The organism is Brachybacterium sp. (assembly GCF_036379615.1).
GTDB lineage: Bacteria > Actinomycetota > Actinomycetes > Actinomycetales > Dermabacteraceae > Brachybacterium.
The window spans coordinates 88,868-108,145 of record NZ_DASVGJ010000033.1 but is presented as its reverse complement, the minus strand read 5'-3'; the positions used below and the strand labels follow the sequence as shown (position 1 = coordinate 108,145).

Here is a 19,278-nt window from a genome sequence, read left to right as displayed (position 1 = left end):
TCCACGATTCCCGCACGATTCGTCCCCGGAACGTGCTCGCGTGACCGCTCCCGCTCCAGGTCATGGCGTGGCAGTCTGTGCGCATGACACAGAACACACCCGATGCCGGGGGCATGGGGCAGGTCCCGCAGGGGGAATCGGGGCCGGCCGACGGTTACGACCAGTGGCCCACTCCGCCTGCTGATCAGGCGGCGTCCGCGCCCACCCTTCCCCCGGGTCCGGTCCCGGCAACGCGCCAGGCCCAGGTCCCCGCCTCGACTCCGGCGCCGCACCACGGCGCCCCCTCACCCGCTCCCTCATCGCTCACGGACCTCGCCGCGGGCCACGCCCCGGGAACCGCCCCCGGGAACACCCCCGGGAACACCCATGCGAACGGCCCGGGCATCGTCGTCGAGCACGTGAGCCGGGCCTTCGGGAGCGTGCAGGCGGTGCGCGATCTGAGCTTCACCGCTCCGCGCGGGGCGGTCACCGCACTGGTGGGCCCCAACGGCTGCGGCAAATCGACGCTGATGCTGATGCTCGCCTCGCTGCTGGCCCCCGACTCCGGCCGGGTGCTGCTCAACGGAGTGGACCCGTCGGCCGATTCGACGTCGGTCCGTGCGAGCGTGGGCTGGATGCCGGACCAGTTCGGGGCGTGGGATTCGCTGCGCGTGGCCGAGGTGCTCGAGGTGATGGGCCGGGCCTACTTCCGGCCCAGCCAGCCGCTGCGGTCACGGATCGACGAGCTGCTGGAGCTGATGGACCTCGCCTCCCTCTCCCAGCAGCCCGCGCATGTGCTCTCCCGTGGGCAGAAACAGCGCCTGGGGCTGGCCCGCGCACTCATCCATGAGCCGTCGGTGCTGATCCTGGACGAGCCGGCCTCCGGCCTCGACCCCGCCTCGCGGCGCCGCCTGCTGCGGGTGGTGCGGTCCTATGCGGCCGACGGTGCGACCGTGCTCGTCTCCAGCCATATCCTCACCGAGCTCGAGGAGATGGCCGACCATGTGGTGTTCATGGACGCGGGCCGTGCGGTCGATGCCTCGAGCGTGCGGGACCTGGCCGCGCGTCCACGACCCTGGCGGATCAGCTCTCTGCACGCCCAGGCGCTCACGGAGGCGCTCGCCCGGCTCGGGGTGCGCCATGGCGAGGTCGTGAGCCCGGACCGCACCTCCTCCGGCCACACCGAGGTGATCGTGCACCTGCCCGACGAGCCCACGGCCGCGCGCCTGCTCTCCGACCTCACCGCCGCGGATGCCCAGGTGATCGCCTTCGGCCCGGCGACGGGACGGCTCGAAGCCGCCTATCTCGCCTCGGACGCCGCCCACCGTGAAGGAGCGCTGTGATGAGCACGCCGACGTCCTCCCCCGCCCCGAGCACACCCGCCAGCACTCCCGCCAGCACTCCCGCCGGCACTCCCGCTCGCGCCCGGCCGCTGAACGGTGCGCTCTCGCTGCGGCCCCGCGGCCTGTGGCTGGTCACCTCCCTCGAGCTGCGCCAGCGCCTGCGCTCGGCGCGCTGGTACGTGGCGCTGGGGATCTGGACCCTGCTGCTGTTCGGCATCGGGGTGCTCGCGCTCGCCCCCGCCCTCTACACCGCCGAGTGGGGCACGGTGCGCGAGGTGTCGCGGGTGATGTTCAGCCTGCAGATGATCCTCGTGCTGTTCGCGATGCTGCTGGTCACGCCGGCGCTCTCGGCCGGATCGATCAACGGCGACCGCAGCGCGGGCACCCTGGCCACGCTGCAGGCGAGCCTGCTGAGCCCGCTGGAGATCGTGCTCGGCAAGCTGCTGGCAGGCATCCTCACCGGTCTCGCGTTCCTGGTGCTGGCGATGCCGTCCGCCCTGCCGCTCGCGGTGCTGGGCGAGGTGGGGATCCTGTACCTGCTCCGGGTCATGCTGATGATCTGCTTCCTCACCTTCTGCGTGACGGCGATCGGGCTGGGCCTGTCCGCGATCACGCAGCGGCAGCTGGGATCAGTGGTGCTGGCCTACGTCATCGTGTTCGGGGTGACGGTGCTGGGACCGATCCTGTGGGGTGTCTCGGCCACCTTCCTCACCACGGACCAGGAGGTCACGGCGTATTACACGGAGTACACGGACTCCTCCGGGCCGCAGCGCTGCGTGGCCAGCACGGAGGAGCGTCCCGTGTGGCGGATGGATCTCGCCCAGCCGGTGATGTGGCCGAACCCCGTGGTCATGCTCGCCGAGACGGCGCCGCTGCCGTCTCCCGAGTACCTCTACGGTCCGATGGACGATCCGCAGATCGATGCTCTGTCGATGCTGAAGTACGGGATGCGGGAGGTCTCCAGCCCGCCGCACCCCTCGGACCACAACAGCTGCTCCCCGCAGGATGTGGACTATCCCGATCTCGGCACCCCCACGCAGGTCCCGATGTGGCCGATGGGCGTGGCCACCTGGGGTGCGGCCGCGCTCGGGGCGCTGACCCTGGCCGTGCTGCGGCTGCGGGTGCCGATCCGGCGCCTGGGCAAGGGCACGCGCATCGCCTGAGCACCGGTCCGTCCCCCGCGAGGGGGACGGCCCGGTGGGCGGCAGCAGGTCGCGCCGCCGAGGCTCCGTGCCCGACGGGACGGCTTCAGCGCCCGTCCGCGTCCTGCAGCCCGGTCACGGACTCGGGGATGTCGTGCGGGGCGTCGGCGCCCTCGAGGCTCCCGGCCGACGGGCCGCCTCCGGTGAAGGCCGAGCCCTCGCCGCCGAAGTCCGGCAGGGCGCCGCGGGCGAGGTCCGCCTGCCGCACCGCGGTGTCGGTCGCGCCGGGTTCGGTGTCGTCCACCCAGAGCCGCTCCCCGGCGGCGTCGAGATCGAAGATCTCCAGGGTGTGGTCCCCGCCCTCGGCCTGCAGGCGCTTGCGCAGCCCGGCCCGCACGGCCGGATCCTTCGCCCGCTCGGCACGGGTGCCGATATCGGGGGCGACCAGCGCGTACGGGCTCTCCCGGCGGGTGTAGTCCCCCGCCGGGCCGTAGAGCAGGTCCCGCAGCCCGGTGCGCTGGGCCGAGGCGGCCGCGGCCCCCAGCAGCGGAGTCAGCACCAGGGCGCCGGTGATGATCAACGCCCAGCTCAGAGCGGTCGCGACCTGCACCACCTGGAGCAGGATCGCGAGCACCACCCATCCTCCCAGCGCCCAGCCCGCGCTGAGCCAGCCGGTCAGGGCCACCACCCGCGCCTCCCAGGGGTTCACCCGGGCGCGATGGCTCCACTCCTGATAGGTGCGCTGATCACGGACCTGGTCGCGCTGCCCGGCGGAGAGCAGGATCGCGAGCGCCGGGATCAGCGCGAGCCCGCACACCATCACCAGCGCGACCGGCAGGGTCAGCAGCAGCTGCGCGGTGCGGCTGGGTGAGCTGACCGCGGTGAGGTCCATCGTGCTCATTCCCAGCAGCGCGGTGACGAGGTCCGTGATGGCGAAGACCAGCCAGCCGAGCCCGGCGGCGGCCGGCACCACCCAGATCAGGCTCGCCCGCCACAGCAGCCTCAGCGCGGTGAGAGCGCCGCGCGGGGTGTGCGCCGCGCCCTCGGCCTCGCTGCCCGGGGTGGGCGGCAGGTGCCGTCGGTCCTGGGCGAGGACCTGCTTCGCGGCGTCGCGGCGCTCCTGCGGGTCCGTGCCGATGCGGGCGGTGGTGTGCAGCGCCTCGGCGTCGGGGATCCCCAGCAGCCGTGGCGCGGTGACCGTGCGACGCAGCAGCACCCACGCGATCTGCAGTGCGAGGACCCCCAGGCACAGAGCGGACAGCGGCCCGGGGCCGAGCCCGGACCACGGCTGGGACAGCCCCAGGACGACCGACAGCGGGAGGGCGAGCATGATCAGCAACGGCGGCGCCATCAGCACCTGCGTCACGCGGAGGGAGACCTCGCTCTGGAAGGCCTTCTCGCTGAGGTACCGGCGTGGCTGCAGTCCCGCGATCAGAGCGGGGATCAGCGGCGCGAGCGCCAGGCTCAGCAGGGTCCCCGCCGCGGGGACCACCACGAAGGCGGCGCCGAGGCCGCTGGGGGTGAATCCGAGATCCACCAGGGCGGCCCGCAGGTAGGCGGGTTCGGCGAGCCCCACCAGCAGCGAGAGCAGCCAGAACGTGGGCGAGGAACCGGAGACGTACAGGAACAGCAGCAGGTACCACAGCCCCAGCAGCACCAGGCCCGGCGCCCAGATCCTGCGCAGCAGCCGCCGACGGATCACCGCCTTGGACTCGGCGATGATCTCCCCCGGCGGCACCAGGTTGGTGGGTTCGTCCGGCAGCCGCCGGGGCGCCGGCAGATCCGTCAGCGGGGGCACCGCACGGGCGTAGGGCGAGGTCACGGGCGGCTCCTGACGGGTCTCACACGGTCCGTCGGCCCAGGAAGGCGCGGCCGAGCGTCATCTCGTCGGCATAGTCGAGGTCGCCGCCGACGGGCAGGCCGGAGGCGAGGCGGGTGACGGTGAGCTCGAGCGGTCCCAGCAGGCGCGAGAGGTAGGCGGAGGTCGCCTCGCCCTCGATGTTCGGGTCCAGCGCCAGAATCACCTCGGTGGTCTCCCCCGAGCCCAGACGGCTCATCAGCTGGGTGATGCGCAGGTCGTTCGGGCCGACGCCACCGATCGGGTCGATCGCGCCGCCGAGCACGTGGTAGCGGCCCTTGAACTCTCGGATCCTCTCGATCGCGACGATGTCCTTGGACTCCTCGACCACGCAGATCACCTCGTCGCTGCGGCGAGGGTCGGTGCAGATGCGGCAGCGTTCGTCGGCCGAGACGTTCCCGCAGATGTCGCAGAAGCGCACCGTGTCCTTGACCTGGATCAGCACCTCCGCGAGCCGGCGCACAGAGGCGTCGTCGGCGTCCAGCAGATGGAATGCGATCCGCTGCGCCGACTTGGGCCCGATGCCCGGCAGTCTGCCGAGCTCGTCGATGAGGTCCTGGACGATGCCTTCGTACACGTGACCACTGTAGTTGTCCGGGCCGACCTGCGACGCTCGTGGGCAGTCCACTGTGAGCGGATCCCGGCCCGGGTCCGGGCTGGGGGTCGGGGTCAGGTCCGGGGTCAGGTCCGGGTCGGCCCGGGCCCGGGCCCGGGTCCGGGGTCAGGTCCGCGTCGGGGCGGGAGCTCGGGCTCGGTTCCAGGCTCCGGCCCGGCCGCTCCGCGACGTGACGGCGGACACTGCCCCGCTCGGAGCCGGGACCCGGTTACAGTGTGGCCGACCTCGGCGGCCCCGTGTCAGCACGGCAGGCGGCCCGACCTCGATGAGGAGAGACGTGGCCACACTGCCCGCACCCCTGCTCGACACCGTGCACGAACGCGTCCTCGCCGGACTCGCCGACCTCGCCAGCCCTGCTGAGCTGGTCGGCGCCTCAGCGACCGGCAGCTCGGTCGGCGCCTCCACCACCGGCGGCGCGGCCAGCACCTCCGCCGCATCCGGCGCCCCGGCCGGTGCCGCCCCGACAGCCAGCGGCCCCTCTGGCGCCGGCCGTTCCTCCGACGCCGACGGCTTCTCCAGCGCCGGCGACTCCTCCAGACTCGACGGCTCCTCCAGCCTCGACCGGGAGCTCGCGCAGGAGATCGCCGACCGGGTCGTGGCCTACCTGCGCAACACGGCCGAGACCACGGTGAGCGTGGAAGAGGACGGCACCACCTTCGTGATCACCGGGGACATCCCGGCGATGTGGTTGCGGGACTCGGCCGCACAGCTGATGCCGCTGCTGCGTCTGGTGGCGGCGGGCGTCGGCTCCGACGAGGAGCGTGCCGTGCTGGTCTCGCTGCTCAGCGGTCTGCTGCGCCGCCAGTGGCAGTACCTCGAGATCGACCCCTACGCCAATGCGTTCAACCGTCAGCCGGATGCCTCGCACTGGGATGCGGACCAGACCGAGCTCGACAATCCCTGGGCGTGGGAGCGCAAGTTCGAGCTGGATTCGCTCTCCTACGGTCCGGATCTGGCGTGGCGGCTGTGGACCGCGACCGGGGACACCTCCTGGGCGGATGAGCGCTTCCTGCCTGCGGCCCGCGCGATCCTCACCACCGTCGCGACCGAGCAGCATCACGAGGAGAGCTCGTCGTACTTCTTCCGGCGCGCGGGCGTGCCGGCGCAGGACACCCTGGCGCGGGACGGTCGCGGCTCGCTGACCTCACCGAACGGTCTGGTGTGGGCGGGCTTCCGCCCGTCCGACGATGCCTGCGAGCTGGGCTACAACATCCCCGGCAATCACTTCCTGGCCCTCGCGCTGGAGCGGCTCGCGGAGCTGCTGGAGCAGGTCTCCGACGCCCCCGAGGAGGCGGCCGAGGCCCGTGCACGCGCCGGCGAGATCCGTGCGGCGCTGGCGGAGCACGCCCTGATCGACGGACCGGAGGGGCAGCAGATCTGGGCGTACGAGATCGACGGCCGGGGCGGGCACCGCTTCCTCGACGACGCGAACGTGCCCAGCCTGCTGTCACTTCCCTACCTGGGCTGCGCCGACGCCGAGGACCCGGTGCAGCAGGCCACGCGCGCGGCCGTGCTGTCGCCCGAGAACCCGTTCTACTTCGCGGGCCGGCACCTGGAGGGGGTCGGCTCCCCGCACACCCCGGCGGACCACGTGTGGCCGATCGCGAAGTGCATCGAGGGGCTCACCACGAACGACCGCCAGGAGAAGCTGCGGATCCTGCAGCAGCTGATCCGCACCGACGGCGGCACCGGGATGATGCACGAGGGCGTCCACGTCGATGATCCGACGCGCTTCACCCGCGAGTGGTTCTCCTGGTCGAACTCGATGTTCTGCGAGCTGGCGCTCGACCTCGCCGGCATCGACCGGAACCCGCACCCCCGGCCCGCGCAGAGCTGAGTGGCGGCGCCCAGGGCGGGGCGGTACGGTCAGCACGGGCCGTCGCTTCCTGCCACGGCCCGTTGTCGACTCTGAACAGGACGAGGACCGATGTCGTCGATGCCGCACCCCTACGACTCCCCGGAACCGGCCGCCCGGTGCCAGGTGGCCGTGGCCCCGGAGGTGCCCACCGCTGTGGTCTCCCAGCGCGAGTTCCCGATGTACGAGATGTCGACGCTGATGGACGGCACCTTCTCGTACCTGGTCGAAGCGCTGGCAGAGGTGGGGATCCACCCCATCGGTCCGGCGTTCGCGCTGCACCATCGCGCGCCGGTCTCCACCGCCGATCTGGAGGTCGGTTTCCCGATCGATGCCCCGCTGACCGAGACGCTCAGCCTGCCCAGCGGGTACGAGGTGACCGGCTCGGTGCTCCCGGCCGGGCGCGTCGGCTGGGTCTCCCACCTCGGCGGATATGGCGGGCTGGCGGAGAAGTGGGGGGCTTTCACCGAGGGCATCGGTGAGTCCGAGGAGCAGATGACCTACCCGTTCTGGGAGTTCTACGTGACCCCGCCCGCGCCGGACGTGAACCCGGCGACGCTGCGCACCGACCTGTTCAGCCTGCTCGAGCCGCGCGAGGGCTGAGGACCGCAGCGGGGCGCTCGAGCGCTGGACATCGCAGCGGGGTGCCGAGGCGATGCCCCGCGACGGGAACTAGTAGTTCTTGTTCTCGTCGATGATCTCGAGCACCTTGCCGCCGAGCAGCTTCTCGACGACCTCACGTCCGTTGCGGGTGGTGGCCACAGCGTCCTCGTCGTCGCGGGTCGCGCCGCCGGTCGGATCGGTGTCCGCGACCGGTGCTGCGGGGGCGCCGCCGGAGCGGGCGCCTGTGCGCAGCCCGGCCGTCCGGGAGGCCTGGGCCGCTTCACGCACCAGCGCTGCACCGCTGCGCGGGGCCGACGGAGCGGAGCCCGCGGACCCCGCACCGGCACCGGCCGGGGGCGCGGAGACCGGCGCGGACTGCGAGGCGGGAGCGGACAGTGATGCAGGTGCCGTCTGTGCCGCGGGTCCGGAGTGCGATGCGGGGGCCGAGTCCGGAGCCGGGACCGTCGAGGCGGTGCCCCAGGAGGCAGCGGCGCGGGCGGTGGCGGACTGCTCGGTCTCCGCAGGCAGGGAATCGTCGAGCTCTGCGTCGGTCGGCGCTGCCTCGGCCGACGCTGCCTCGGTGGGCTCAGCAAGGGCCGGCTCAGGTGGGGCGGGCGTGACGTCGTCGGGCTCGGTGTCGGCGCCGGGCCGGGCGTCGGCGCCCGGCGCGGGAGCCTGCGCGGCGAGCGAGCGGACCACTCGCCCCTCGGCGAGGGCGCGGCGCAGGGCGTTCTGGCCGAAGGTGCGGGGCTCCTCGGGCGGGAGGCTGTCGCGCCCCTCGTCCTCCACCTCGGGAGTCTCCGTGCTTGCCGACTGTCTGTCGGCGGCGGGCTCTGGCCCGGGGGTCTGTGCGGTGGCGGGGGCGTCGCCGGGCTGCGCCGTCGCACGCTCCGGTCGTGCCGTTGCGTCGTGCAGGGCATCGGACCAGCGCGCGCGCCCCGCAGGTTCTGGCGCAGGACCGGCCGAGGCGCCGACGGGCTGCGGGTTCCGGGGGCGCGGCTGGTAGTCGTCCTGCGGGTCCGGCGGGAAGGGGTCGTCGGGCTCCGGGGGGAAGTCCTCGACGGGGTCCGAGGCCGGTCCCGGCCGCTGGGACTGTGCCGCCCGCGCCGCGGCCTGCATGGCGCGCTCGGAGGCACGCTGCCCGGCGGAAGGCGCCTCCGGCTCCTGGCCCGCCGGGGACGGTGCCGCCTCTCTCGAGGGAGCGGTGGAGACAGCTTCACCCCAGCGTGCCGGCGCCTGTGCAGGACGACCCGCTCCGTTCGACGGGCCACCGCTCGAGGGACCGCCGGTCGACGGGCCACCGGTCGACGGCGCACCGTTCACGGGCCCGCCGCCGCTGCCCGGACCACCCCATGCTGGGCCGCTCCCACCGGTCGGGGCACCGCCAGCCGGAGCGCCGCCGACAGGACCGCCGCTTCCCACAGGACCGGTTCCTGCGGCGGGGCCACCACTCGCGCGGCCTCCGCCGGCGGGGCCACCACTCGCGGGGCCACCGCTGGCAGGGCCATTGCCTGCAGGGCCACCGCCTGCGGTGCCGCCGGAGCCCGGGCCGGGATCCTCCCCGACGACAGCCTCGACGGCGACGTCGGCGTGCACGATGCGGCGCACGGCGTCGGCCAGGTTCTGCGCGCCCGTGCCGCGGTGGAAGGCGCTGACCAGCCCCTCGGTGCGGAAGCCGATCACCAGCGTGCTGCCGTGCGCGCCGTGGACATGACCGTTCTGCGAGATCAGCGCCCAGCTGGGCCGACGGATCTGCTGCAGCTCGTCGAGGATCGCGGACCAGTGCCCGCGAATCTGATCGGCGTCGAGACCACCCTCGCCCGCCGTGGGCTGGGCCCCACCAGCGGGCTGGGAGGGAGCAGCGGGCTGCGAGGGTGCTTCGGGCTGCGCAGAACCAGCGGGCTGGCCCCCACTCGCAAGCTGCGCGGAACCGGCGGGCTGCGACGGTGCGGAGGGCTGCGGTGACCACGCCGCCGATTGCTCGGCCGCAGGCCGCTCGACCGGTGCAGCGGAGTGCGGAGCCTGCGCCGGCGGCTGTTCCGCCGCTGGCTGCTGGGCCGACGCCGCGGCAGGTGCCGGCGCCCCCTCACGACCTCCCCGGGCCTGTCGCGCGGCCTCGACCTTCTCCTGGGCGATGCGCCGCGCTTCCTCCCGTGCTCCCGATGCTCCCGACGGCGCGGGCTGGGCGGGGGCCGCGGCAGGCGGGCCCGCACGGCCCGCCTGTGCTCCGCCGCGCTGGTCGGCGCCGGGTGCCGGGCCGTCGGCCGCTGCGAGCGCCGCGCGTTCGTCGCGCAGCACCAGGCGGGCCGCGAGCAGTTCGAGGTGCAGCCGCGGCGAGGTCGCGCCGCTCATGGTCGAGAGGGTCTCGTGGACGAGGTCGCCGCACTGCGAGAGGTCCGCCGGGGCGAAGAGGGTGGCTTGACTGCGCATGCTCTCGAGCTCGTCGGCCGGGACCTGGGGCAGCAGGTCAGTGCCGCGATCTGGGACGGCGGCGAGCACGATCAGGTCGCGCATCCGTTCGAGCAGGTCCTCCACGAAGCGGCGCGGCTCGTGTCCGGTGGCGAGCACGTGCTCGACCGCGCCGTAGAGCGCAGCGGCGTCCCGCTGGGCGATCGCGGTGATCGCGGTGTCCAGCAGGGCGGTGTCGGTGAAGCCCAGCAGCGCGATCGCGGTCGGGAAGTCGAGGCCGTCCTCCGCAGCGCCGGCCATCAGCTGATCCAGCACGGACATCGAGTCACGGGCGGAGCCGCCTCCTGCGCGCACCACCAGCGGCATCACGCCCTCGCCCACGGAGACCTGCTCCGCAGCGCAGACCTCCTCGAGGTACGGGCCCAGCACCTGCGGCGGGATCAGCCGGAAGGGGTAATGGTGGGTGCGGGAGCGGATCGTGCCGATGACCTTGTCCGGCTCGGTGGTCGCGAAGACGAACTTCACGTGCTCGGGAGGCTCCTCGACCAGCTTCAGCAGGGCGTTGAACCCGGCCGAGGTGACCATGTGGGCCTCATCGATGATGAAGACCTTGAAGCGGTCCCGCACCGGGGCGAAGGAGGCCCGCTCACGCAGCTCACGGGCATCGTCCACACCACCGTGGCTGGCGGCGTCGATCTCGACCACGTCGAGGCTGCCGGAGCCGCCGTTGGCGAGGTCGCGGCAGGAATCGCACTGGCCGCAGGGCACGTCCGTCGGCCCCTCAGCACAGTTCAGGCAGCGCGCGAGGATGCGCGCCGAGGTGGTCTTGCCACAGCCGCGCGGGCCCGAGAACAGGTAGGCATGACCGATCCGGCCCGCGCGCAGCGCACGCCGCAAGGGCGTGGTGACGTGGTCCTGGCCGATCACCTCGGCGAAGGACTCCGGGCGGTAACGACGGTACAGAGCGGTGGCCACCCCGACAGGCTAGTCGAGGCCGCCCACGTTCCTCACCGCTGTGGACGAGGAGATCCTGGGGAGGAGAGGTTCCTCTGTCGGCCTCCAGGGCGCCTCAGCACGGTGAGGAGGGCCGCACACGTCCCGTGACGCCGGCGTGACCATGGTGCTCAGCGGATCGCGGCGCTCGTCCCCGACCCCGCTTCGTCCCGCGCCCGGCCTTCCCGCGACTCCTCCTCCTGCGCCTCGTCCGGCCCTGCCTCGTGGTCCTCGGCGTCGCGTTCTCCCCGCGTCGGCACAGCGCGGCCCTCGTTCTCACCATCGCCGCTCGTCGCGGGTTCCTCGTCAGGCTCGACTGCCGAGGCTTCCCGGCTCTGCGCCAGCTTCTCCCGGCGCTCCCGGAGCGCACGACGGGTCGCCAGGAACACCGCGACCAGCACGATCACGGGCAGTAGGAGGTCCAGCACCCAGTCGGGAACATTCGGCAGACCGATGTCGGGCACCAGGCTGAGCAGCCAGTCGAGCAGATCCCGGACCGGCCTCGTCAGCGCGGCGAGGAACTCCCTGACCGGGGAGAAGACGGCGTCGAGGAACTCCCGGACCGGCTGCAGCAGCTGGTCGATCCATTCGCGAATCGGCGCGGTCCACCGCGCGATCGCGTCGATCATCGGCCGCACCCGCGCCGTGACCCACTGCTCCACCGGCTCGAGCAGCCCGCTGAACAGCGCTCCGAGACCGAGCAGCGGGATCAGGAAGCGTGCGGACTTCGCCAGCGCGGCGATCAGCGCGAAGCGGGTGGGGTGCGCGGTGCGCTTCGCATCGCGGACGGCCGACGGGGACCCGTCCTCCGGCAGGAGCACGGTGCGCTGGAAGCCGTGACGGACCTCGACCTCACCCGCTCCGCCCAGCCCGGCCGTGGTGATCGTGAGGACTTCGGCGTTCTTGAAGCCCTCCTCTCCCCCGTCGCCCTTCTCCTCGCTGTCCCCCTCCTCGGCGCTCTTCTCTTCGGCGCGCTTCTCTTCGGCACTCTTCTCGCCCCGGGGGCGGCGCACGGTGCAGCGCTGGGTCGTGAAGCCGTCCTCGAGGGCGAAGCAGAGGCCGTCGCTCCCCGGCGAGGTGTCCTCCTCAGCCTTCTCCTCAGCCTTCTTCTCGGCCTTCTTTCCAGCCTTGATCTCGGCCTTCGGATCGTGCGAGACCCCGTCGATCACGACCGTGAAGCTCGTGTCCAGCAGGCGGTGGCGCACCTGGACCAGGTAGTCGTGCTCTCCGGCGCGGCCGCGGTAGGCGACGTCGGCGGCGAAGCGGGTCGGGGCCTGGTCCCCGAAGGCAGCCGGATCCTCCTCCGCAGAGGCCTCCTCGGAGTCCGGGTCCTGCCCCGGCGCAGCGGGCTCCCGCGCCTCCTCCTCGGAGATCGCAGGATCCGGGGCGCTCGAGGTCACCGCGTCCGCAGCCACCTCACTCCGCGAGGTCGGCGGCTCGGCGGCGTCCTGCCCCGCTCGGTTCTCGATCATGACCCCACCGTGCCATCTCGCGCGGACCTCGTGCATCGTCCAGTCGGCGGGGATGCGAGATCAGAGGATCGGCCGATCGACCGATGCCCCGCGCCGGCATGCGGCGCGACAGCGCAACAGCACGTCAGCACGTCAGCACGTCAGCACGTCAGCACGGGGACGGGAGCAGGAACGAGAACGCGCCCACGACCCGCGTTCCCGAAAGACGTTGCCCGCACCACCGCGTCCGGGAAGACTGGGGCGATGAGCCTCTTCGTCTCCCACACCACCGTCGATTGCCATGACGCGTACGGCCTCAGCGAGTGGTGGCGCGCGGCGCTGGGCTACACGAGCGATCCCGAGGACCCGAATCTCCCCGGCCACGAGGAGTGCGCGATCTTCGACCGGGACACCGGCCACACCCTGCTCTTCCTGCAGGTCCCGGATCAGGAGCTGCCCGCCAAGCGCATCCATTTCGACGTCCGGCCCCGCGAGCGCACCCAGGACGAGGAGATCCACTGGCTGACGCAGCACGGCGCCGTCCCGCTCGCCGATCACCGCGGCAAGCACGGCCCTGGCACCGGGTGGCTGACCATGGCCGATCCCGAGGGGAACCAGTTCTGCGTGCTGCGTTCCGAGGCCGAGGTCGCGGACGCTGACAGAGTCGCCTCCGACGGAGGCACTCTGGGCGAAGACGTCCTCGGCGGAGGCCCCTCGCCCGTCGGTCCCAAGGCCACCGAGGCACCCACCACCAACCCCCAAGGCCCCCTAATGTGACCGCATAGCATTCTTATTGAAACTGCGATCAGAGCGGCGTAACGTCACCTGCCGTGAGCACCTCGACCCCCTCCTCCCCCACGACGACGCCGCGCTCGCGCAACCCGCTGCGCGCCCTCGTCTCCATCCCCTTCGGCTGGCAGGTCCTGATCGGACTGGTCCTCGGAGTGGTCCTCGGCCTGGTCGCCGCCCAGATGGGCCCCGTCGCCGAGACCGAGGCCAACCCGGACGGCACCAACTGGCTGACCACCGGTCTGGACACCATCGGCACCATCTTCGTGACGCTGCTGAAGGCCCTGGTCCCGCCGCTGATCTTCCTCGCGATCGTCACCTCGATCGCCAACCTGCGCAATGTCACCAACGCCGCCCGCCTGGCGTGGAAGACCCTGCTCTGGTTCGCGATCACCGCACTCATCGCGGTGGCGATCGGCATCACGCTCGGAATCCTCACCGAGCCCGGCAAGAACTCCGGCGTCGACGCCTCCACCGCACAGGCCTCGGACACCCAGGGCGGCTGGATGGACTTCCTCACCGGTCTGGTGCCCTCGAACTTCCTGGGCATCTCCGGCAGCGCCGGTGATGACGGCTCGGTCTCCCTGAGCTTCAACGCTCTGCAGATCCTGGTCATCTCGATCGCCGTGGGCATCGCCGTGCTCTCCGTCGGCGCGAAGGCCGAGCCGTTCCTGAAGTTCACCGGCTCCGCGCTGGAGATCGTGCAGAAGCTGCTGTGGTGGGTCATCCGCCTCGCCCCGATCGGCACCGTGGGCCTGCTCGGCAACGCGGTCGCCTCCTACGGCTGGGAGGCCATCGGCCAGCTCGGCGTGTTCACGCTCGACGTCTACGTGGGCATGCTGATCGTGCTGCTGGTCGTCTACCCGGTGCTGCTGAAGCTCAACGGCCTCTCGGTCGGCTCCTTCTTCCGCGGCGTGTGGCCCGCGACCTCGCTGGGCTTCGTCTCCCGCAGCTCGCTGGGCACCATGCCGATGACCCAGACGGTCACCGAGCGGATGGGCGTCCCGCGCCACTACGCCTCCTTCGCGATCCCGCTGGGCGCGACCACCAAGATGGACGGCTGCGCGGCGATCTACCCCTCGCTGGCCGCGATCTTCGTCGCGAACTTCTACGGGGTGCCGCTGGGCATCACCGACTACCTGCTGATCGTGCTGGTCTCGGTGCTGGGCTCGGCCGCGACCGCCGGCATGACCGGCGCGACCGTCATGCTCACCCTGACGCTGTCCACCCTGGGCCTCCCGCTCGAGGGCGTGGGTCTGCTGCTGGCGATCGATCCGATCCTGGACATGGGCCGCACCGCCCTGAACGTCACCGGCCAGTCGCTGGTGGGAGTGATCGTCGCCAAGCGCGAGAAGATCCTGGACCAGGGCGCCTACGACGCGGTGCGCCGCACCTCCTTCCAGGTCATCCAGGCCGAGGAGGCCGCGGAGAAGGAGGGCTCGGCCGACGCCGAGGCCACCGACGAGCGCTCCAAGGCCCCCGCCACCACCTGACACACCTCGTCGATGTCACAGACACGGGGGAATCCGCGACGCATTCCCCCATGTCTGTGACATCGGGCGGGAGATGACCCTGACCGGCGCCCGCCCTCGTAGACTGGACGCCGTCAGACCGGCCCGGCTCCACGGGCCCCCGCAGTGCATCTACCTCGGGTCCACGGTGTGGATCGTCCAAGGCGGCACCCACCGTCCGGAGCATCGATGTCCACTCCCCCTCAGACAGCCCCCAACCCGCAGCAGACGCAGACCACCCTGCGCGCCGCGGCCGGGGCCACCTACTTCCCGATCGCCTTCATCGCGCGCTTCCCCTTCGCGATGATGGTCGTCGGCACCCTGACCCTGGTCGTCGCCGCACGCGACTCGATCGCCCTCGGCGGCCTGAACTCGGCGCTGCTGGGGCTCGGCTCGGCGCTGGTGGGTCCGCTGCTGGGCGCCGCGGCGGACAGGATCGGTCAGCGCCGCGTGATCCTGCTGGCCGGGATCGCGAACTCGCTGGCCCTGCTCGCGCTCGCCTACGTCGCCTTCAGCCCGCTGCCGGACATCGCCGTGCTCGCCGTCGGCTTCGTGATCGGCGCGACCTCCCCGCAGATCGGACCGTTCTCCCGCTCCCGCCTGGTGCAGCTGATCCTCACCCGGCTGCCGGCCGCGCGACGGGCCAAGAGCCTCAACGCCACCATGGGCTACGAGTCCGCCGCCGACGAGACGGCCTTCGTGTTCGGGCCCGTGGTGGTGGGCCTGCTGGCGACCACGATGAGCCCGGCCGCGCCGATGATCGGCGCGGCGGTGCTGACGCTCGTGTTCGTCACCGCCTTCGCCCTGCATCCCACCGCCGCCCTCAGCGCACCGAGCACCGAGGAACCCGCCGTGCAGGCCCCCGCCGCCGAGCTGCGCACCGCGCGGGTGCTCGTGATCGTGGCCGGGGCGCTGGGTGTCGGGCTGTTCTTCGGCACCGTGCTCACCTCGCTGACCGCCTTCCTCGCCGGCACCGGCGACTCGGACTCCGCGGGCCTGGTCTACGGCGTGATGGGCGTCGGCTCGACGATCCTCGCGCTCTCGGTCGCCCTGTTCCCCGAACGGTTCCGGCTCGCCGCGCGCTGGCTCGTGTTCTCCTCGCTCATGCTGGCCTCGATGATCGCCTTCGGTCTCGCCGGCGGGCTGTGGGGCCTGATCGGTGCGATGGCCGTCGCCGGCATCGGGATCGGTCCGACGGTGGTGACGCTCTACAGCCTCGCCGCCGAGCGCTCCCCGCAGGGCCGCTCGGCGACCGTGATGTCGATGCTCGGCTCGGCCACGATCGTCGGCCAGTCCGCCGCCTCGGCGCTGACCGGCGCGGTCGCGGACTCCGTCGGGACCGAGGCGGCGATGTGGCTGCCCACCGCGGCCGCCGGCCTGGTGGTGCTCGCCGCGGTCCTCAACGCCGTGCTCGGCGAGCGCAGCACCGGAGCCGTGACGCCGGTGGAGGAGTCGGTCACCGCGCAGGCGACAGCCCTCGCGGAGCATCCCGCCGAGCACCTCTGAGGGCCCATGAGCAGGGACGGCGCAGAGACCTGACCGCCACTGGAGGCGAGGACCACGGTCGCGACCAGCGACCGGAGGCGACGGGTACCTGCAGGGAGTCCGCACCTAATTGCCGTGCGACGGCCGACGCCGCGCCCTATGGTCGCCCCATGGATGCCTCACTGCTCGACCGTTTCCCGGAGAGCATGCCCGAGGTCCGGATCGAGGTCCTCGAGGAGGGGACGGACCACTCGGTGCTCTGCGACGAGCTCCAGTGGTGGTTCGTTGTTCCCTGCCCAGGGGAGACGACGACTGCGCGGTGGTACGACCGTGCAACCGGCCAGGTCACCTCGGTCCGTGAGTCGGAGCGCGCCGCTGCACCTCTGGAGGAGTCGCCTGACAGCGTGCGGTTCGGGATCCGCGAGACCACTTTCCCGACCGAAGGCGGTGAGCCCGTCGAGCGCTTGATCCGATTCACGGCACAGCTGACCTCCGAGAGCGCCACGTTCCTCAGCGTCGAGGTCGACGGCGCGCGCTCCGACTCGAGCCAGCCGGGGTTCGCCGAGAACTGGGGCGACGCTCGCGGTCGGCTCCTGCGCGACGGGAACAGACTGGTGCGCACAGGGCCCCGCGACTTCCACAGCGAGCGCGACGAAGGAGCCCGAGCGGACCTCGTCGACCTCTCGATCGGCGGATCGACCAGACGAGCCCTCCGCCTCCTCGACCTCGGACCGGGAGCGGAACCTTCGGAGTTCGGCGAGGCCGTCGTCGATCTGGAGACCGGGCGCACCCTGGTCTACTGGCAGTACCGGCCGGAGGGATGGGACGCCGATGCCGACTTGTGGTGGGCTGCCCATCCCGGTGAGGGTCTCGTGATCGACGGGGTGCGTTTCCAGCGCAGGAACTGCACCGGGCGGGACGAGATCGCCCTCACCGATCACGCCGTCCGCCTGCTCGCTCCGTGACAGCAGCCCCGCCGTCGTCGGAGCGCGGCCCGGCCGTCGCTCCAGGAGCGATGCAGGTCAGTGCAGGAGAGGCATGATCCAGATGACCTCGACCGCCTCGACGATCGCGATGAGAAGCAGCACCACGACGATCACCGGATAGAGATGAAGGGTGTCCCTGACGCCCACCCGATACCCCGCGGAGGCGGAGGCGTGCCCGCGACGGCGGTGCCCGAAGGTCGAGCGCCAGAGGATCACGGTGCCCAGCACCGCCAGGACGTAGGCCTGCAGCTCGATGAGCAGGACGGGCAGGTGGGGGATGAGGGCGAGCGCCGCCTCCGGGGTCGCGGGAGTGAGCCAGACGCCGATCGCCCCGACGCGCCAGATCGTTGCGACCACGCCGAAGAACGGGATGATCAGCGATGGCAGCGTGGTCGTGAGCAGGGCGGCGAAGAGCAGGTTCGCCAGGAAGGTCCCGAGCGCCGCGCGAGCGACGCGGCCTTCGACGTAGGCATCGGTCACGAGGGACAGACCCGGCAGGGAGACGAATGCTTCGGAGTCCTGAGCACCCTGCTCGCGCAGCCCGGGGACGAGCAGCGTCAGGACCGCCATCGCGACGAGGGTGCCGTACACGGCGGCGTTCAGAGCGAGATAGGTCCTCCAGTGCTCCCGGAGCACACGTCGGAATTCCGGCAGGATGGTCATGGGGCTCTCCTTCTGCGAGGCAGGGTGCATCGAGAAGGAGCGAGATCACCGACCGGGGCCCGGGAGGCGTCACCGATCCCTCTCGTGGCACCCAGTGCGCACCATGACACCGCGTCAGGGTCAAGGGCGATCGGGCCGCCTCTCCCCCGCTGCGCTCCTCAGCCCCTCACCGCCACAGCACGTGGCGCAGTGCGTCCTCGAGCCGGTCGTGGGCCGGGACGAAGCCGCTCGCCTCGAGCCGGGCGGAGGAGACGTTCTGATCGACGCCGATCAGCTCGTCCGCGGCGGTGCCACCGAGCACGAGCTTCGGGCCGATCGACGGGACCGGCACCAGGGCGGGGCGGTGCAGCACCCTGCCCAGAGTGCGGGCGAACTCGCGGGCGGTCACCGGCTCCGGGCCGACGCCGTTCAGCGGACCCTCGACGTCGGCGCCGAGCGCGGCGTGGGCGAAGGTCCGCACGATGTCGTCCAGTGAGATCCACGAGGTCATCGCCCCGCTGTCGGTGAGCCGTCCGCCCACCCCGGCCAGGAACAGGGGCAGCTGAGGCAGCAGGGAGCCGCCCGCGTCGCTGAGCGACATGCCGGTGCGCACCTGCGCCACCCGCACCCCGGCCTCTGCCGCGGCGTGGCTCGAACGCTCCCAGTCCCGCACCAGATCGGCGAGGAAGCCCTCCCCGCCGGGATCGGCCTCGGTGAGCAGCTCGCCCGGGCGGCGGGGCCCGTACACCCCGATCGCAGAGGCCTGGACCAGGGCCGAGGGTCCCTCCCGCATCCCGGCGAGGGTGCGGGAGATCAGCATCGTCCCGTGGAGCCGGGAGTCACGGATCTCGCGCCGCGCGGAGGCGGTCCAGCGAGTCGCGATCGAGCGGCCGGCGAGGTTCACGACCACGTCGACTCCCTCGAGGTCTGCGGGGTCGAGCTCTCCGGCCCGCGGGTCCCAGGAGATCTCCCCCGGGCCGACGGCGTTCTCCCGCACCATCCTGCGCACCGTGTGCCCGCCGGTCTCGAGCAGAGCGGCGAGCTGGGTGCCGATCAGACCGGAGGAGCCGGTGATCGCGATGGTGCGCCGGGGGACGTCCGCGTACCGGGCGTGGAAGGCGAGGTCATCCCGCAGCTGACGGTCGCGGAAAGCCAGCACCCGTCGCACCCGCGACTCGACCAGAGGCCCCCAGCGCTCCAGGTGGGCAGGCAGCTCGATCTCGATCTCGTCGTGGATATCGGTGCCCCCGCCGCCGGTGCTGACACCAGTGCCAGTGCCAGTGCCGTTGCCGGCCGGGGCCACGGTGTGCTCATGCCGCCAGGTGCGCCAGGGCCCGTGCACCTGCTGGTCGACGAAGAAACCTCGGTCCGGATCGTGCTCGCGGTGGCGCAGCACCCAGTGAGGGCGCAGCAGGTCCGGCAGCACGGCGGGGCCGAGGCGGGCTCCGACGATCCTTCCCTCCCTCAGCCCGCCGTCACCGGGGGAATCGAGGGAGGCGAGTCCCGGCGGGGTGAGCCGTACCAGCGCGCCGGGACGCTCGTGCCAGTCACGGACCGTCTGCGGCGATGAGGAGAGATGGGTCGTGGAGCGGATCTTCACGGGTGACTCCCTGCCT

The 19,278-nt window shown here is 72.3% G+C and carries 14 protein-coding genes; 8 read left to right on the top strand and 6 right to left on the bottom strand.

Annotated features, from left to right (window positions below; translation table 11 throughout):
- Positions 1-83: 83 nt before the first annotated feature.
- Both VF289_RS05930 and VF289_RS05925 read left to right on the top strand, forming a co-directional pair.
- Complete coding sequence (locus VF289_RS05930; RefSeq protein WP_330882075.1) at positions 84-1,322, top strand: ABC transporter ATP-binding protein; 1,239 nt, start codon at positions 84-86, stop codon at positions 1,320-1,322.
- A complete protein-coding gene (locus VF289_RS05925; RefSeq protein WP_330882073.1) occupies positions 1,322-2,485 on the top strand; it encodes an ABC transporter permease in 1,164 nt (387 codons plus the stop codon). The genes VF289_RS05930 and VF289_RS05925 overlap by 1 nt, the downstream gene beginning before the upstream one ends.
- Positions 2,486-2,570: 85 nt before the next feature.
- Here VF289_RS05925 and VF289_RS05920 read toward each other — a convergent pair whose 3' ends face one another.
- Together VF289_RS05920 and recR are read right to left on the bottom strand one after the other, a co-directional pair.
- Positions 2,571-4,286 carry a hypothetical protein gene (locus VF289_RS05920; protein ID WP_330882071.1) on the bottom strand — a complete coding sequence of 572 codons (1,716 nt, stop codon included), beginning with the start codon at positions 4,284-4,286 and terminating at the stop codon, positions 2,571-2,573.
- Between the two features lie 19 nt (positions 4,287-4,305).
- Positions 4,306-4,899: a recombination mediator RecR gene (gene recR, locus VF289_RS05915; RefSeq protein ID WP_330882068.1), complete on the bottom strand. Its 594-nt coding sequence runs from the start codon at positions 4,897-4,899 to the stop codon at positions 4,306-4,308.
- A gap of 316 nt (positions 4,900-5,215) precedes the next feature.
- On the opposite strand from recR, the gene VF289_RS05910 reads away from it, so the two are divergent.
- Both VF289_RS05910 and VF289_RS05905 read left to right on the top strand, forming a co-directional pair.
- Positions 5,216-6,775 carry a glycoside hydrolase family 125 protein gene (locus tag VF289_RS05910; protein WP_330882066.1) on the top strand — a complete coding sequence of 520 codons (1,560 nt, stop codon included), beginning with the start codon at positions 5,216-5,218 and terminating at the stop codon, positions 6,773-6,775.
- Positions 6,776-6,865: 90 nt separating this feature from the next.
- On the top strand, positions 6,866-7,396 hold the full coding sequence (locus tag VF289_RS05905) for a transcriptional regulator (RefSeq protein ID WP_330882064.1): 531 nt from the start codon (positions 6,866-6,868) through the stop codon (positions 7,394-7,396).
- A gap of 69 nt (positions 7,397-7,465) precedes the next feature.
- On the opposite strand, the gene VF289_RS05900 is transcribed toward VF289_RS05905, so the two are convergent.
- Complete coding sequence (locus VF289_RS05900; protein WP_330882061.1) at positions 7,466-10,780, bottom strand: DNA polymerase III subunit gamma and tau; 3,315 nt, start codon at positions 10,778-10,780, stop codon at positions 7,466-7,468.
- Between the two features lie 149 nt (positions 10,781-10,929).
- A complete protein-coding gene (locus tag VF289_RS05895) occupies positions 10,930-12,270 on the bottom strand; it encodes a hypothetical protein (RefSeq protein WP_330882057.1) in 1,341 nt (446 codons plus the stop codon).
- A gap of 243 nt (positions 12,271-12,513) precedes the next feature.
- Between VF289_RS05895 and VF289_RS05890 the strand changes: the two genes are divergently transcribed.
- The 4 genes from VF289_RS05890 (at position 12,514) to VF289_RS05875 (ending at position 16,999) form a co-directional block, all read left to right on the top strand.
- A complete protein-coding gene (locus VF289_RS05890; RefSeq protein WP_330882056.1) occupies positions 12,514-13,026 on the top strand; it encodes a VOC family protein in 513 nt (170 codons plus the stop codon).
- 53 nt (positions 13,027-13,079) lie between these two features.
- Complete coding sequence (locus tag VF289_RS05885) at positions 13,080-14,531, top strand: dicarboxylate/amino acid:cation symporter (RefSeq protein WP_330882053.1); 1,452 nt, start codon at positions 13,080-13,082, stop codon at positions 14,529-14,531.
- Positions 14,532-14,738: 207 nt separating this feature from the next.
- Positions 14,739-16,055 (top strand): MFS transporter, encoded by a 1,317-nt coding sequence (locus tag VF289_RS05880; protein ID WP_330882051.1) that lies wholly within the window; start codon positions 14,739-14,741, stop codon positions 16,053-16,055.
- Between the two features lie 149 nt (positions 16,056-16,204).
- On the top strand, positions 16,205-16,999 hold the full coding sequence (locus tag VF289_RS05875; RefSeq protein ID WP_330882049.1) for a hypothetical protein: 795 nt from the start codon (positions 16,205-16,207) through the stop codon (positions 16,997-16,999).
- Between the two features lie 57 nt (positions 17,000-17,056).
- Here the strand turns inward: VF289_RS05875 and VF289_RS05870 are convergent, their stop codons facing one another.
- Together VF289_RS05870 and VF289_RS05865 are read right to left on the bottom strand one after the other, a co-directional pair.
- Complete coding sequence (locus tag VF289_RS05870; RefSeq protein ID WP_330882046.1) at positions 17,057-17,683, bottom strand: hypothetical protein; 627 nt, start codon at positions 17,681-17,683, stop codon at positions 17,057-17,059.
- A gap of 166 nt (positions 17,684-17,849) precedes the next feature.
- Positions 17,850-19,262 (bottom strand): TIGR01777 family oxidoreductase, encoded by a 1,413-nt coding sequence (locus VF289_RS05865; protein WP_330882044.1) that lies wholly within the window; start codon positions 19,260-19,262, stop codon positions 17,850-17,852.
- Positions 19,263-19,278: the final 16 nt, after the last annotated feature.